At 44.1% G+C, this 15974-nt stretch carries 18 protein-coding genes; 3 read left to right on the top strand and 15 right to left on the bottom strand.

The genetic code is table 11. The annotated features are described in order from the left end of the window. Window positions 1-38 precede the first annotated feature (38 nt). Entirely contained in the window at window positions 39-1019 is a 981-nt protein-coding gene (gene serB, locus ACU01J_RS15150) for a phosphoserine phosphatase (RefSeq protein ID WP_481086462.1), read from the bottom strand. A gap of 104 nt (window positions 1020-1123) precedes the next feature. Here serB and ACU01J_RS15145 point away from each other — a divergent pair, with 104 nt between their 5' ends. Continuing rightward, window positions 1124-1732 carry a YtjB family periplasmic protein gene (locus ACU01J_RS15145; RefSeq protein ID WP_481086461.1) on the top strand — a complete coding sequence of 203 codons (609 nt, stop codon included), beginning with the start codon at window positions 1124-1126 and terminating at the stop codon, window positions 1730-1732. 156 nt (window positions 1733-1888) lie between these two features. On the opposite strand, the gene deoD is transcribed toward ACU01J_RS15145, so the two are convergent. From deoD to ACU01J_RS15095, 10 genes are all read right to left on the bottom strand, one after another. Next, a complete protein-coding gene (gene deoD / locus ACU01J_RS15140) occupies window positions 1889-2608 on the bottom strand; it encodes a purine-nucleoside phosphorylase (RefSeq protein WP_481086460.1) in 720 nt (239 codons plus the stop codon). A 90-nt stretch (window positions 2609-2698) separates the two neighbouring features. After that, on the bottom strand, window positions 2699-3919 hold the full coding sequence (locus ACU01J_RS15135; protein ID WP_481086459.1) for a phosphopentomutase: 1221 nt from the start codon (window positions 3917-3919) through the stop codon (window positions 2699-2701). Between the two features lie 118 nt (window positions 3920-4037). Next, window positions 4038-5366, bottom strand: a complete 1329-nt coding sequence (deoA, locus tag ACU01J_RS15130; protein WP_481086458.1) for a thymidine phosphorylase — start codon at window positions 5364-5366, stop codon at window positions 4038-4040. 113 nt (window positions 5367-5479) lie between these two features. Next, window positions 5480-6256: a deoxyribose-phosphate aldolase gene (gene deoC, locus ACU01J_RS15125; protein ID WP_481086457.1), complete on the bottom strand. Its 777-nt coding sequence runs from the start codon at window positions 6254-6256 to the stop codon at window positions 5480-5482. A 270-nt stretch (window positions 6257-6526) separates the two neighbouring features. After that, on the bottom strand, window positions 6527-6694 hold the full coding sequence (locus tag ACU01J_RS15120; RefSeq protein WP_481086456.1) for a XapX domain-containing protein: 168 nt from the start codon (window positions 6692-6694) through the stop codon (window positions 6527-6529). A gap of 371 nt (window positions 6695-7065) precedes the next feature. After that, window positions 7066-8328 carry a NupC/NupG family nucleoside CNT transporter gene (locus ACU01J_RS15115; protein WP_481086455.1) on the bottom strand — a complete coding sequence of 421 codons (1263 nt, stop codon included), beginning with the start codon at window positions 8326-8328 and terminating at the stop codon, window positions 7066-7068. Window positions 8329-8533: 205 nt separating this feature from the next. Further along, window positions 8534-9307, bottom strand: a complete 774-nt coding sequence (locus tag ACU01J_RS15110) for a TatD family hydrolase (RefSeq protein ID WP_481086454.1) — start codon at window positions 9305-9307, stop codon at window positions 8534-8536. Continuing rightward, window positions 9307-9453 carry a DUF5363 family protein gene (locus ACU01J_RS15105; protein WP_481086453.1) on the bottom strand — a complete coding sequence of 49 codons (147 nt, stop codon included), beginning with the start codon at window positions 9451-9453 and terminating at the stop codon, window positions 9307-9309. The genes ACU01J_RS15110 and ACU01J_RS15105 overlap by 1 nt, the downstream gene beginning before the upstream one ends. A gap of 12 nt (window positions 9454-9465) precedes the next feature. Then, window positions 9466-10242 (bottom strand): peroxide stress protein YaaA, encoded by a 777-nt coding sequence (yaaA, locus tag ACU01J_RS15100; RefSeq protein WP_481086452.1) that lies wholly within the window; start codon window positions 10240-10242, stop codon window positions 9466-9468. A gap of 114 nt (window positions 10243-10356) precedes the next feature. Beyond that, on the bottom strand, window positions 10357-11787 hold the full coding sequence (locus ACU01J_RS15095; protein WP_481086451.1) for an alanine/glycine:cation symporter family protein: 1431 nt from the start codon (window positions 11785-11787) through the stop codon (window positions 10357-10359). Window positions 11788-12493: 706 nt separating this feature from the next. Here ACU01J_RS15095 and ACU01J_RS15090 point away from each other — a divergent pair. Continuing rightward, entirely contained in the window at window positions 12494-12676 is a 183-nt protein-coding gene (locus tag ACU01J_RS15090; protein ID WP_053440117.1) for a DUF3545 family protein, read from the top strand. 35 nt (window positions 12677-12711) lie between these two features. On the opposite strand, the gene ACU01J_RS15085 is transcribed toward ACU01J_RS15090, so the two are convergent. From ACU01J_RS15085 to nfo, 4 genes are all read right to left on the bottom strand, one after another. Continuing rightward, a complete protein-coding gene (locus ACU01J_RS15085; protein WP_481086450.1) occupies window positions 12712-13263 on the bottom strand; it encodes a hemerythrin domain-containing protein in 552 nt (183 codons plus the stop codon). A 100-nt stretch (window positions 13264-13363) separates the two neighbouring features. After that, window positions 13364-14050 carry a uracil-DNA glycosylase gene (ung, locus tag ACU01J_RS15080; protein WP_481086449.1) on the bottom strand — a complete coding sequence of 229 codons (687 nt, stop codon included), beginning with the start codon at window positions 14048-14050 and terminating at the stop codon, window positions 13364-13366. A gap of 64 nt (window positions 14051-14114) precedes the next feature. Beyond that, window positions 14115-14246: a hypothetical protein gene (locus ACU01J_RS15075; RefSeq protein ID WP_481086448.1), complete on the bottom strand. Its 132-nt coding sequence runs from the start codon at window positions 14244-14246 to the stop codon at window positions 14115-14117. A 45-nt stretch (window positions 14247-14291) separates the two neighbouring features. Next, window positions 14292-15167: a deoxyribonuclease IV gene (gene nfo / locus ACU01J_RS15070; RefSeq protein WP_481086447.1), complete on the bottom strand. Its 876-nt coding sequence runs from the start codon at window positions 15165-15167 to the stop codon at window positions 14292-14294. Window positions 15168-15496: 329 nt separating this feature from the next. Between nfo and grcA the strand changes: the two genes are divergently transcribed. Beyond that, window positions 15497-15874, top strand: coding sequence for an autonomous glycyl radical cofactor GrcA (gene grcA, locus ACU01J_RS15065; RefSeq protein WP_481086446.1), 378 nt, complete (start codon window positions 15497-15499; stop codon window positions 15872-15874). The last annotated feature ends 100 nt before the right edge of the window (window positions 15875-15974 follow it).

Below are 15974 nucleotides of genomic sequence, written 5' to 3'. Positions count from 1 at the left end.
CGTGGCCCTCGCTTTTTTTAGTGGTAAGTTTTCTACGCTTACGGCTGAGGCATAAAACTCACACGCTTTTGCTTAACAAGAATCGCCGACAAAATACAAATGATCCCACCAAGCCCGACGTAACGAACGGCACTCTTAGCTTGTTGCTCTACTTTCGGTTTTGCATGATACGCAATGCCCAAGCCAGCCGCGTCCATCATAACGAGGTCATTTGCACCATCGCCGACTGCAATCGTATTGTGTGGCTCAATCTCATAGTCATCGGCAAGCTGCTGTAAAATATCCGCTTTAGTCTGCGCTGAAACGACATCGCCAAGCACTTTACCGGTCAACTTGCCGTCAACGATCTCAAGCTGGTTTGACTGCGCATAATCCAACCCAAGTAACTCTTGCAAATAGTCTGAGAAGTATGTGAAACCACCAGAGGCAATCGCCGTCTTCCAACCATACTGTTTTAATGTCCCTATCAGTTCAGGAAGATCTGGCATTAGCGGAAGCTGCTCACGTACGGCACTTAAAATGCTTTCATCAGCGCCCGTTAGTTTACCGACTCGCTGACGCAAGCTTTGCTCAAAGTCGAGCTCGCCTTGCATTGCTCGTTCAGTGACTTCAGAGACCTCTTCTCCTACTCCAGCCAGCTTAGCAATTTCATCAATACACTCGATCTGAATAGCCGTAGAGTCCATATCGAGCACAATCAACCCTGGCTTGCTCAACTCTGGCATGTCATTCAAGGTCGAGTAATCGAGCTCAAGTGCCTGCAAAATATCTTCGTGTTGCTCAGTTAGCTCTCCGGCCATTAAAGCAACTTCATACTCACCAACCTTCCACACATCGACAATGGCATTGTAGTAACCTACAAAAAAATCGATGTCTTCAAATTTGCTGGGGCAGAGATAGTGTCCAAACACCACCCAACCGGCTTTCGCTTTATCAAACTGAGTCGCGAGGCGGGTTTCTGGTAGGCGATTAATTAAAGGGGTATGTTTGCGTATAGAAAGGGGCTTTAACGAGTCCATGTCAATTATTCCTGTAAAATCTCTCCACACGTTAACCTATTGCAATTTATCTGCGCAAGTCTCAATATGCTCTAAAGTATAATAATCCTCTATTTAGGTGAAAAATGGACTCATCTCTGTTTTCTTTTCGTATCGCACTGAAAGTGTTGGCAACGGCCTCGTTAATTGCCATGGTCGCCACAATTGGTATCAATAGCGTCAAAATCACGAAAGGTAACGAGCAGATTCAAGCTAACCAATTAGAGACCTTAACCGATATCCTTATCTCTCAAGCGTCGCTGTCGGCGAGCGATATGATCGTGACTCAAGATCAAGAGCGTTTGTTGAAACTGACCAATCAATTAGCAAAAGATAACCTAGTGGTTGATGCCACCATCTATGACGCAGAAGGGATCAAGTTAGCAGCGAGTGACCAAGCAACCTCAGTACGTGAAATTCTAGGTTTAGATACCCCTCTTCAGACGGCAAGAATCGGCAAGCAACAATTGGTCGAGCCAGTACTAAAAGATGGCAGCGTAATTGGCTTTGTCCGCATCACCTTTGAAACCGGTAAACTCACCGCGTTTTCAGATCACTACTACCGCAAGAGTGATCGATACATGTACACCATGGTGGCAATGAGTTTTATCGCGGGTTTATTGCTGACGCTGATTATTCGCCGTAAACCGAATAAGCGTAAGGGCGAAAATTTACTGCTTAAAGATATGCAGTAAAATCCAGAAAACAAAAAGGGTTGATGCCAAGCATCAACCCTTTTTTATTGGCCATCCCACAAAAAAAGCGAGCAATTTGAGTCCATAGAAAGCCTCTAGAGATCCCCTACTCACTCCTCCGTCGTTCTATGGAATGACGAGAGAGAAAAGTGATGATTACTCTTCATCACCAAGAAGAACGGAGTCTAGAGCAATGATCATCATGTCGTTGAACGTTGTCTGACGCTCATCTGAAGTCGTTTGTTCACCTGTTTTGATGTGGTCTGAAACAGTACAAATAGTCAGAGCTTTAGCGCCGTATTCGGCACATACGCCGTAGATACCCGCCGCTTCCATCTCAACACCTACGATGCCGTATTTGTCCATTACGTCGAACATTTCAGGGTCTGGCGTGTAGAACAGTTCAGCAGAGAACAGGTTACCCACTTTCACTTCAATACCACGAGCTTTCGCAGCATCTTCAGCGGCACGAACCATTTTGTAGTCGGCGATAGCAGCAAAGTCATGACCTTTAAAGCGAATACGGTTCACTTTCGAGTCAGTACATGCGCCCATGCCGATAACCACATCGCGAACTTTGATATCTTCACTTACCGCACCACAACTACCGACACGGATGATCTTCTTCACACCGAAGTCTTTGATAAGTTCTGTCGCGTAAATTGAGCACGACGGGATACCCATACCGTGGCCCATTACCGATACCTTACGACCTTTGTAAGTACCAGTGAAACCGTACATATTGCGTACATCACATACCTGTACAACGTCTTCCAGGAACGTTTCTGCAATGTATTTCGCGCGTAGCGGGTCACCCGGCATTAGAACAACATCTGCGAATGCACCCATTTCTGCGTTGATATGTGGAGTTGCCATGATTTAATTTCCTTTTCTTAATCGGATATAAGTAAGCAATAAACAAAAGAATAGAGGGACAAGCCCTCTATTTGAAATATCTAGTTAGAATTACAGAAAGTTTTTGCCGTAATCCATTGGTGATGTACCAAAGTGGCTTGCTAACGTTTGGCCAATATCAGCAAACGTATCACGAAGACCTAAAGATCCTGCTGGCACTTTCGCGCCGTAAACGATCACAGGGATATGCTCACGTGTATGGTCTGTACCTGGCCATGTTGGATCACAACCATGGTCAGCAGTAAGAATTAACAGGTCATCTTCTTCCATTAACTCGATCACTTCATGGATACGACCGTCAAAGTACTCTAGCGCTGCGGCATAGCCTGCTACGTCACGACGGTGGCCGTAAGCAGAGTCGAAGTCAACGAAGTTAGTGAACACGATCGTATTGTCACCCGCTTCTTTGATTGCTTCTTTGGTTGCGTCAAATAGAGCTGGGATACCCGTTGCTTTAGTCTTCTTAGTGATACCGCAGCCAGCATAAATATCAGAGATCTTACCAATCGAGTGAACTTCACCACCCTTCTCTTCAACTAGCTTCTGAAGAATCGTCGCTGAAGGTGGCTCAACTGATAGGTCACGACGGTTACCGGTACGTTCAAACTGGCCTTTACCAGGGCCAATGAATGGACGAGCAATAACACGGCCAATGTTGTAGTTCTCAAGCTCTTCACGTGCGATTTGGCAAAGCTCTAGAAGACGGTCTAAGCCAAACGTCTCTTCATGACATGCAATTTGGAATACAGAGTCAGCAGAAGTGTAGAAGATTGGTTGGCCAGTCTTCATGTGTTCTTCACCCAAGTCATCAAGAACTTGTGTACCCGATGCATGGCAGTTGCCTAGGAAGCCATCAAGACCTGCACGCTCAAGAATGCGGTCTGTCAGCTCTTTCGGGAAGCTGTTTTCTTTATCAGTGAAGTAGCCCCAATCAAACAATACTGGCACGCCTGCTATTTCCCAGTGACCTGATGGAGTATCTTTACCAGAAGACAGCTCAGCCGCATGGCCGTATGCACCGATGATTTCAGCGTCAGTGTCAAGACCAGGAGCAAAGCTACCTGTTGACTCTTTATGAGCCATTGCAAGGCCAAGCTTAGATAGGTTTGGTAAGCGAAGTGGACCACTACGATCCGCATTGTCCGCAAGACCTTTATCACACTGCTCTGCGATATGACCCAGGGTATCAGAACCCACATCACCAAAGTCTTTTGCATCAGCCGTTGCACCGATACCAAATGAGTCTAAGACTAAAATAAATGCTCTTTTCATTATTGCTTCCTCAATTGGTCGAGAGCAAAAGCTTCAATCAACCAATCTTATTAATATTATATTAAGCCCTGTACAGCTGGAGTCGCAGCCAATACGGCTGCAACTTCACCTCTCGGGTTTAAACGTCTTCAGCGCGGATCTGGCGATAAACTTCAGGTGTTGGTGTGTATTCACCACCTACCGTAATTGCCTTCTTCAGCGCATCTGCCGCTTCCTGCCACTGCTCTTCTGTACGAGCATGAATAACAGCAAGAGGCTTGTCGTTAGATGCTTGTTCACCTAAACGGATGAAATGGTCAAAGCCTACCGCATAATCAATCGTGTCTGTCGCTACACGGCGACCACCACCCATTGATACAACCGCCATACCAATCGCACGAGTATCCATTGCTGAAACGACACCTGATTCATCAGCATAAACTGGCTTAACAATTTCAGCTTTATCCAGGTAGTTATCGTAGTTCTCAACGAAGTCAGCAGGACCACCAAGGCCGGCAACCATTTTACCGAAGCACTCAGCCGCTTTACCGTTGTCTAGCACTTCCATCAGCTTAGCGCGTGCATCTTCTGTGTTATCAGCCAGTTTAGCCAGCACTAACATTTCCGCACATGACGCCATAGTGACTTCTAGAAGACGAGGGTTACGGTATTCACCAGTCAAGAACTGAACCGCTTCACGAACTTCTACTGCGTTGCCCGCTGAAGAAGCCAGTACTTGGTTCATGTCTGTTAGGATTGCGGTGGTCTTGGTACCAGCACCATTTGCGACTGCTACGATGGATTTCGCGAGTTCTTCAGATGCTTGGTAAGTTGGCATAAACGCACCAGAGCCTACTTTTACATCCATAACTAGAGACTCAAGACCCGCTGCTAGTTTCTTAGATAGAATTGAGGCAGTGATTAATGAGATGTTGTCTACTGTTGCTGTAATATCACGAGTTGCGTAAACGCGCTTGTCTGCTGGTGCTAAGTCACCAGTTTGACCGATAATCGCAACTCCAGCATCTTTGGTCACATCACCAAACACTTCGTTGGTTGGTGTGATGTTGTAGCCTGGAATTGACTCAAGCTTGTCTAGTGTACCGCCAGTGTGACCAAGGCCACGACCAGAGATCATAGGAACGAAACCGCCACACGCTGCCACCATAGGGCCAAGCATTAGCGAGGTTACGTCACCCACGCCACCCGTTGAGTGTTTATCAACGATTGGGCCGCCAAACTCTTTGTGGCTCCAATCGATCACCATACCGGAGTCACGCATTGCACACGTTAGTGCGATACGCTCAGGCATTGTCATTTCGTTGAAAAAGATAGCCATTGCAAATGCCGCGATCTGACCTTCAGATACTGAATTGTTTGCAACACCTTGAATGAAAAAGTTGATTTCTTCGGCAGTTAGAACTTCGCCGTCACGTTTTTTACGAATAATTTCTTGAGGTAAGTACATTAGATCCTCCCATGCTTTGGGCAGCAAGGTTGTAAGGTAAAGAGGTAATGTGGAGCAGCAAATCGCCACTCCACCAAACAGACGTTATTTTTATCTACTCTCGAATGAGAAAATTAGTAAGCTGCTGGATCAGCAGTCTCGTCTGTCACTTCTAATGTATTAAGTAGGTTAGTTAGCAGGCTTGACGCACCGAAACGGTAGTGACGAGCATCAACCCAGTTGTCACCTAGGATTTCATCTGCCATTGCTAAGTACGCTTGCGCATCTTCTGCTGTACGTACGCCACCAGCTGGTTTGAAACCAACAGTTTCTGCAACGCCCATATCGCGAATCACTTCAAGCATCATGCGAGCGTATTCTGGTGTAGCGTTTACTGGCACTTTACCCGTTGAAGTTTTAATGAAGTCTGCACCCGCTTTGATACAGATTTCAGAAGCTTTCTTGATTAGTGCTTCTTCTTTTAGCTCACCGGTTTCGATGATCACTTTAAGAAGGATATCACCACACGCTTCTTTACATTGCTTCACTAGCTCGAAGCCAACGTCTTCGTTACCTGCCATTAGGGCACGGTAAGGGAATACGACGTCGACTTCATCTGCACCGTAAGCCACTGCCGCTTTTGTCTCAGCAACTGCAATTTCGATGTCGTCGTTACCGTGTGGAAAGTTAGTTACGGTCGCGATACGAACGTCTGGTGTACCTTGCTCACGAAGTGTCTTCTTAGCAATAGGAATAAAGCGAGGGTAAATACAAATTGCAGCTGTGTTACCTACTGCTGATTTTGCGTCATGACATAGTGAAATAACTTTCGCGTCAGTATCATCATCATTCAGCGTAGTTAGGTCCATTAGTTTAAGTGCACGTAGTGCTGCTGCTTTTAAATCGCTCATTTCTATCTCCGATCAATATTCAAAAATTTTACTGCTCAACCTGTCTATTCAAGTTGGCGATGTAGTCATTAATGAACGGACTTGGTTCCTTGAAGACTCGGCATATACAGCGAATTCATATGCCAATTGCTATCCTTGTCACCGCACAGTACCAGTTTGGTCTATGGCACAACAATCTACGATTGCGGTGTCTAACGTATATGGGCTTAAGCCCAAGCAACTCAAGTTGCTGCCAGCGCCAATCATACTCCTTGTATCAATTATCGCTAGCTAAAAAAACCTTTCAATAATCCATTGATAGGTTACACCACCTAAGTAAACACCTACGATACCCATGACACCCGCTAAAACAGGGGGCGCAGGTACCGGCAACTTGATGGCGGAAAACAGGACTCCAACAACAAAACCCGCTAGGGTTGCGAGGACAACTTCATACATAAGTTTGACCCTAGTTTCTATAGATACCTACATTATAGATATTTGTCGCAGAACTGTAGTGGCTCATAGAGCGCAAACGGTTTGTATCTCAAAAAAGATTCTGATTAACGTTTGCTCAGTCTTAATCACCTACAAACACTCAGAACCCACCCACCTAAATCTGATTTAGGTACGTTACTCAAATCTGGACATACACTGGGTAATCGCAGTTTCGAGTCTTTACTAACATTCTTCAAAGTAGTGACAGCGAGAAACCTGGCATACTTGAGGCTCCTATCGCTTTCACTACGCCGAAAAATAAAAACCCCGCAGTAACAGAGTTACTACGGGGTTTGGTAAAACGGCGTCTATATAATCTTTCGCTTACTAAATTAGAAAGATAGGAAGAAGCCAGCGATTGTCGCTGCCATTAGGTTAGATAGCGTACCAGCACAAACCGCTTTAACACCCATACGAGCGATGTCGTGACGACGGTTTGGAGCTAGACCACCTAGACCACCTAGTAGAATCGCGATAGAAGAAAGGTTCGCGAAACCACATAGAGCAAATGCGATGATAGCTTGAGTCTTCTCAGACATTACTGCACCTGTCGCTGCAACAACTTGAGCGTTATCACCAACGTAAGGTACGAAGTTTAGGTAAGCTACAAATTCGTTAACAACTAGTTTCTGACCGATGAATGAACCAGCAACTGTTGCTTCAGACCAAGGTACACCGATTAGGAATGCTAGAGGAGCGAATAGCCAACCTAGAAGTAGTTCTAGAGTTAGGTTTTCCATACCGAACCAACCGCCAACGCCACCTAGGATACCGTTAATTAGAGCGATTAGACCGATGAATGCTAGTAGCATTGCACCTACGTTTAGAGCAAGTTGTAGACCAACCGATGCGCCGCCTGCTGCTGCGTCGATAACGTTAGCTGGCTTGTCGTCACCACCGTCGATGTCATTACCTAGACTCTCATCTGGCGTGTCAGTTTCAGGTTTAATGATTTTAGCGAATAGTAGGCCACCAGGTGCTGCCATGAATGATGCTGCTACAAGGTACTCTAGAGGTACACCCATAGATGCGTAACCTGCTAGTACACCACCAGCAACAGACGCTAGACCACCACACATTACTGCAAATAGCTCAGACTGAGTCATTTTTGGTACAAACGGACGTACAACTAGAGGTGCCTCTGTTTGACCTACGAAAATGTTAGCTGCTGCAGACATTGACTCAGCACGTGAAGTGCCTAGTGCTTTTTGTAGACCACCACCCAAAATCTTGATCACCCACTGCATCACACCAATGTAGTAAAGTACAGAGATTAGCGCAGAGAAGAAGATTAGCGTTGGTAAAACTTGGAAAGCAAAGATGAAACCGATGCCGTCAACTGAAAAGTTAACTAGGCTTCCAAATAGGAAACCAGTACCGTCTCTACCGTAATCGATAACGCTCTGTACACCAGCTGAAAAACCAGCTAGAAGGTCTCGACCCCATGGTACGTAAAGGACGAAACCACCGATGATGAATTGGATAGCAAATGCGCCACCCACAGTTCTTAGATTGATAGCTTTGCGGTTATCTGACAGTAGTAATGCAATTCCCAGCAATACTGCCATGCCGACTAGGCTCATAAACAGGCTCATAGTTTATGACTTCCTTATATGTTATTTGTTGGCGTGTTACAAAATGGAGCTCTAAAAGCGGGGGCAATTATACTCATCAGGCCAACTATAAAGTAATGCCGTCCTCACAGTTTCTAACAAGATTCATGATCCATTCACTCATTTACGTGAACAAGATCACCTTTAGGCTCAGTTCAAATCATCAATTGAACAATTTATTTAGAAATTATTCACAAATCCCGAACGCTGAATTGCTATTTTTCCAAACGATTTCAGCAATCGTTTGCTTCGGCATGTCCTTAATTGACGCGAGACAGGACAAAATTTCACCTATCATCTTAGGATGATTAGGCTTGCCCTGATAACCATTTAGTGGCATGTCAGGAGAATCCGTTTCTAACACTAACGTCTCAATGGGCAATCTAACTATAGCTTGCCTGGTTTTATTTGCCCTTGGATAGGTTATTACACCACCGACACCGATAAAAAAACCAAGCTCGATAAATTGCATCGCCTGCTGATAGCTGCCAGAAAAGCCGTGCAAAATACCACCATATTGAAACTTTTCTTGCTTCAAAATTTGTAGCATTCGATTGTGTGTTTTCCGGCAATGAAGAATGAGGGGAAGTTGACAAGATGTTGCAAAGCGGACCTGCTCTATGAACACTTTTTCCTGAAGTATCATATCAACCTCAACCATCGAATCTAAACCACACTCACCTACCGCAACGCACCGATTGCTACGCTGGTTAAGTCGCTCTTTTAAGGTTGGTAATTCATCAAGACTTTGTTGATCAAGAAAATAGGGGTGAATTCCGAGTGCAAAGTAGATACCGGCATGTTCTGCTGCCATTTGTTGCAATTGGGCCCAATTGGCCGAGCCAATGGATGGGATAACAAAGCGCGAGACACCTTGTTCATTGGCTGATTTAAGTTGAGAGTCAAAGTCATCTTGAAAGATGTCAAAGTCGAAATGACAGTGTGTATCAAAAAGGCGCATTACTTTTGCGCCTTAGTTTTATTAAAGTTCTTCGCACTCGGGTCAGTGCGATAAGGAACACAGCTACGCTTTTGTTCTGGTGTCAATCCAAGAGACAAACACCAGGCATCATATTTTGCTAATAGACGCTTCAACCAACGGCGCATCACCTTCCCCTTCTATTTCTGTTCTTCTCGCTTAAAGACTAGTTCAGTCGGTGTCGACTCTTCTTCGACAAAGTAATAGCCCGCAGTATCAAATTTGGTTAAGTCCGCTACACTCGAAATACGATTCTCTATAATGTAACGCGCCATCATGCCGCGTGCTTTCTTAGCGTAAAAGCTAATCACTTTATATTGACCATTCTTACCATCTTTAAATACCGGCGTAATTACTTGCGCATCCAACGCTTTTGGTTTTACCGCTTTAAAGTATTCATTCGATGCCAGGTTGATAAGCACGTTATCGCCTTGAGCTTCAATAGCATCATTGAGCTTATTAGTAATAACGTTACCCCAGAATTGGTAAAGGTTAGTGCCTTTATCATTCGCCAGCTTGGTACCCATTTCTAAGCGGTATGGCTGCATCAAGTCGAGAGGCTTAAGTAAACCATACAAGCCAGAGAGCATGCGTAAATGCACTTGCGCATAAGCAAAGTCATCTTCAGACAGCGATTGTGCATCTAGGCCAGTATAAACATCACCTTTAAACGCGAGAATGGCTTGGCGCGAGTTATCCGTCGTAAACTCTTCACTCCATTCTTGAAAACGGCCAACATTTAAATCAGCAATCTTGTCACTCACTTTCATCAAGCTCGCAACGTCCGCTGGCGTAAGATTACGGCAAACTTCGATCAGCTCTTTCGAGTACTCAACTAAATCAGGCTGAGTGAACTTCTCTGTCGCCAGTGGGGATTCATAATCTAAGGTTTTCGCTGGAGAAACGACGATTAACATGACTTTACTCTATCCATATCTTTGTTTTATTGAGTTTAGAGGGTACAAAAAAAGCCATGCGTTGTCTGCATGGCTTTTTGAATCGTTTTGATAGGCAAATCTAATAACTATCGATTAGCTCTTTTTGCTCTGATCCCAGATCCCATCTTCAAGCTGAGATTTCAGCTCAGGGAAATCATTTGAGTCAAACGTTGGCACTTTGCCTTCATCTAGCTGTCGGTTGTAGTCTTTGGCCAACTTAATCACGATGCCAGATAGTAGAAGAATCGCTACTAAGTTAACAATCGCCATTAGACCCATAGATACGTCTGCAAGAGCCCAAACAACTGGTAGTGATGCAACTGCACCAAACATTACCATGCCCAGTACGACGATACGGAAAATGCCTAGACCCGCTTTGTGGTTGTGCTCAAGGAAGATAAGGTTCGTTTCAGCGTAAGAGTAGTTAGCAATGATTGAAGTAAATGCAAAGAAGAAAATCGCTACTGCAACGAAGATGCCGCCCCACTCACCTACTTGTGAACTTAGCGCGCTCTGAGTCAGCTCGATACCCGTTATTTCACCATGCGGTACGTATTCACCTGACATCAGGATGATAGCGACTGTCGCAGAACAGATAACGATCGTGTCCATGAAAACACCTAACATCTGCACGTAACCTTGTGAAGCTGGGTGCGGTGGATAAGGTGTCGCTGAAGCAGCAGCGTTAGGTGCAGAACCCATACCCGCTTCGTTTGAGAATAGACCGCGTTTGATACCATTAATCATCGCTTGGGCAATAGCGTAGCCCAAGCCACCAGCTGCAGCTTCTTGCAAGCCAAACGCACTCTTAAAGATCAAGGTAAGAACCGCTGGAAGCTTCTCAATGTTCATTACCATTACGAACATTGCCAATAGCAAGTAAGCTAATGCCATGATTGGAACGACTAACTCTGCTACGCGTGCAATACGCTTGATGCCGCCAAAAATCACAACAGATGAAAGTAGCACAACCACAGCACCTACGTAGGTGTCTTCCCAACCGAAGGCGTTGTGCATCGCGTTTGCAATAGAGTTTGCTTGTACTGCGTTAAACACAAGACCGAATGCAATAATTAGGAATACCGAGAACAGTACGCCCATCCAGCGCATACCTAGGCCTTTCTCCATGTAATATGCAGGACCGCCACGGTAGTTGCCATCATCATCTTTGGTTTTGTATAGCTGCGCCAAAGTACTTTCAGCGAATGATGTCGCCATACCTAGCATAGCGATAAGCCACATCCAGAAAATTGCACCTGGGCCACCAGCAGTAAGTGCAACAGCTACGCCGGCCATATTACCAGTACCAACACGTGCAGCTAAACTAGTACAAAGAGCTTGGAAAGAAGAGATACCAGCTTTGTCTGCTTTACGGCTGTTCTTTAATACTGAGAACATGTGGCCAAAGTGACGGAATTGGATAAAGCCCAAGCGGACTGTAAAGTAGATTCCAACACCGACTAGAAGATAAACAAGAATGGAACCCCATAGCAGGTCATTCATTAAATTAATTAAGTCTGTCATAACATCCTCATATTGAGTTTTCGCTGATCTTTGCTTCCAAGCCTTCCATCTGACCGCCTTACTAAGTGTCAAGATTGCTTAGTATTGGTATTGTTATATTGTGCAGTCTAGATCTGTAAAACTCGCCTCATGCTTCCATTTTACGTATCAGCGTATTTTTTGACGGGCGGATAATGCAGTTAAGAAAGAGAAAAATCAATATGCAACAACGACCATTAAATTGTTATTTTTCACTAGATGGTCACCTAAAATTAACAACAAACCACGCAACATAGTAATAAAAACGAAACATTTAATTAAATTATCATCAACATACCCTAAATCGCACTAGCAAGGAGCCCTGCTATATTGGCATCAAGACAATGCCTGACTCTATAAGGTGTTCAACTCATTTTAAAAAACGAAGCACTGTAAAATAACAGGCTATGCTGCAATTTTATATGTGTATATTTGAATGTGTCATCCCTAGGCCAAAATTCACACACGGAATTAACATCCCGTTTGAAGCAATTTAATCGTTTTCTTTGAATTAAGCGCTCAAAAAAACAGCGAACACACCCCCTTTTTTTGTGACTCCCTCGCACAATATGCGTAAAAATTTCATTGAAACGTAACAAATGAGAAACGAATCAAAGTTAGGTTAGTTTTAGATATGGTATTAAAAACATGCCAGATTAAAGGAAAGATGATCATAAAGAGGTAGCTTATGGAAGGCTTAAACTTTGACGAAATTTTCGAACAGGACTTACCAAAAGGAAGAGCGAGTCGCTCAAAGCCTGTGAAACGTAAATGGCGAGAAATTGAAGCAATTAAAGATCGCCAGCGCTTGCAAAAAGAGTTGATGGATATGGATATAGGCTATGATGATTTAAACGCAGTCGAATATTGATTACTGAAAAGAGGCTTAACGCCTCTTTTTTCATTTTAGATGCTTTCATGAGCGTTTTGGTGAACGCGTTCAGCGATCTGCTGATATTGCTCGGCGATGGTTTCACCGAAAACAGGGTCGTCTTCACATACAGTCCATTGCTCTTCTACGATTTGCCAATCTTTAGTGGTGAAGGTTTCCATCAGATAAGGAAAGATATGCTTCTCTTCCATCTCTAAGTGACTTCGTTGTGCATTTAAGAATGACTCTAGTTGCTCAATGAACAAGCTTTGCGGTACTACCGCATCTTGGAGCACCATATCGACAATATTCAGAAACTCGTGCGTTTGCTCTGATAATGTTTTGTGCTCTAACTCTAGGTTATCAATTTCCTTATGATGACCATAATGAGTCAAGAAATGGTGATATAAGATGTCCTCTTTAGGGTGATGTACCCTCTCAGAGTGATTGGCTAGATAGTCGACAATCTCCCTTAACACACCATAGTTAACGCTACGCTCATCTTTTAGTACCGCTAATTTATGGCGCAACATAGCCAGCAGTCGTACCATATAACCATGTTCACGCTTGATTCTTTCAATCATCATAGTGTCTCTCCTTAACACTTACTTTTAATGAGTGTATTAAAGTATTGAAAGAGACGCTTTGATCTTGTTCAGATTTTAATCAGACACTATTTAGTATCAGTTATACTTCAACCTGCATCGGAAGTTGCCATTGAATCGCGCTTTGTCCCTGAGAGACGAGAATTCTATTAGTTTGAGAGAAATGACCGCAGCCAAAAAAGCCACGGTGGGCAGAAAGCGGTGACGGGTGAGGAGCTGATAACACATGGTGCTTTGCGCGATCGATAAAGCGACCTTTCTTTTGCGCATGTGCTCCCCATAGAAGAAACACAACCCCAGACTGATGCTGGTTGATTGCCTCGATGACTTTATCGGTAAAGGTCTCCCAACCACTTTTAGCGTGTGAGTGTGCCTTACCTTGCTCTACCGTCAGTACCGTATTAAGCAATAACACACCTTGCTGAGCCCAACTTTGCAAATAGCCATGCGGTGGGATCTCAAACCCTTCAATATCTTGAGCGAGTTCTTTGTACATATTGACCAGTGAAGGGGGCGTTTTTACCCCAGGCAAAACGGAGAAACATAACCCGTGGGCTTGATTAAGGCCATGGTAAGGGTCTTGGCCAATGATCACGACTTTGACATCAGCAAACTCTGTCGCCTTAAACGCATTAAAAACGTCCAACGCTGGCGGGAATACCACTTTTCCGGCCGCACGCTCTGCCTTAACAAAAGAGAGCGTTTGCTGAAAATACTCTTGCTGCTTTTCTACACCAATAACATCATGCCAGGTTAGTGAGGTATTCATGACCCATTCCTTCTACTATATATGCGCTGTCATTGTCGCAAAAATAGTAGAAGGAACAAAGGGGTTAGTGTTTTTGAGGAGTACGGTAGTGACCTTGACCCGTAATATGTCGATTTGGCAAAGGTAGACGTACAGTGCGGCTCGAAACGTGAGAGTAAGTAAAAGGCATAGTGGCATCCTCATGTTGTGACTTCATGAAAAGCCATGAAAGATTAATGCCACATTGCCGCTAGTTTCTTACTTAGGCTAAAGCTTGCAGGTGGAACTGACGCATCGTTTCAATTTCTTGAGGCCAAAGTTCAGGCTCTATCGTCTCCAGAATCAATGGGATACCATCAAATCGTGCATCTTTAGAGATATACTCAAAACAGTCCCAGCCAATTTCACCTTTGCCCAAAGCATGGTGTCTATCGACCTTGCCGCCTAAGGCAATCTTTGAGTCATTAATGTGCATTGCACGCAAATATTGCATCCCGACTACACGATCAAGCTCAGCAAATGTCGCTTCACAGGCCTCATGCGAACTTAAGTCATAGCCTGCGGCAAAGGTGTGGCAAGTATCAATACATACACCAACCCGCGACTTATCTTCTACTTGCTCAATGATCTCGGCGAGATGTTCAAAGCGCCAACCAAGGTTAGTCCCCTGCCCCGCAGTATTCTCAATCACAGCGATCACGTTAGGAACTGCTTGATGGGCAAGATTGATCGATTCAGCAATTCTCGCTAGACACTCTTTCTCAGATATCTTCTTTAAATGACTCCCAGGATGAAAATTTAGCAAGGTGAGCTCAAGCTGATTACAGCGTTCCATCTCATCAATAAATGCCACGCGCGACTTTTCCAACTTTTCTTCTTCCGGTGCGCCTAAGTTTATTAAATAGGAATCATGAGGAAGAATCTGCTCGCTAGCAAAACCTAACATTTTGCAGTTAGCTTTAAAGGCCTTGATGGTGGCAGCTTCAAGTGGCTTCGCTACCCATTGGCGTTGGTTTTTTGTAAACAGCGCAAAAGCATTGGCACCGATCTCACGCGCACGCAATGGTGCTTGGTCAACCCCACCAGCCGCAGAGACATGCGCCCCTATATACTTATGACCCGTTGCTTTTTTTATCATTGTTACTTAATCACCTTTCACTTTCAGTATGGCCCCAGAAAACAGTCATTTAAAAGAGGGAGCTCAAACTTTGACCCTATTTTGTAGTAAATTTACAACAAAATGAGTTATTAAATATATTTTATATTATCAAATAAATTGTAACTATATTGTTTTCAAAGATTTTATTGATTTAGAACAAGAAAATAACCATCACAAAAATAATGTTTTTAGTTGTTTTTTGACTTAAATCAATATCATTATAAGGGATATTCGCTATATAATACGTAGCTCACTAAAATACGAAAATTAACACCAATTAACCACGCCAAGTGGACTAGGAGATAGTAATGATCCAAGGTATTCAAATCACTAAAGCAGCAAATGACGACCTACTAAACTCTATCTGGCTTCTAGACAGCGAGAAGAACGAAGCTCGTTGTGTAGCAGCAAACTCTGGTTTCGAAGCTGATCAAGTAATCGCAATCAACGACCTAGGTGACTACGAAAGCCGTGAAGTTGCAATCGAAACAGCTCCTCGCATCGAAGGTGGTCAACACCTAAACGTTAACGTTCTTAAACGCGAAACTCTAGAAGATGCAGTTGCACACCCTGAGAACTACCCTCAGCTAACTATCCGCGTTTCTGGTTACGCAGTTCGTTTTAACTCACTAACACCTGAACAGCAACGTGACGTAATCGCACGTACTTTCACTGAGTCTCTATAATTCTCAGTCACTTGTTTTATAAACGGCGCTCAGTGAGCGCCGTTTTTTTTTGCTTTTTGCTATATCCTGTTCTATTTAGCATAAGGTACATTAATATCAC

This window comes from Vibrio sp. 2433-A1 (genome assembly GCF_056726085.1).
The sequence above is the reverse complement of the archived record's forward strand: the minus strand, read 5'-3'. Positions and strand labels throughout refer to the sequence as shown.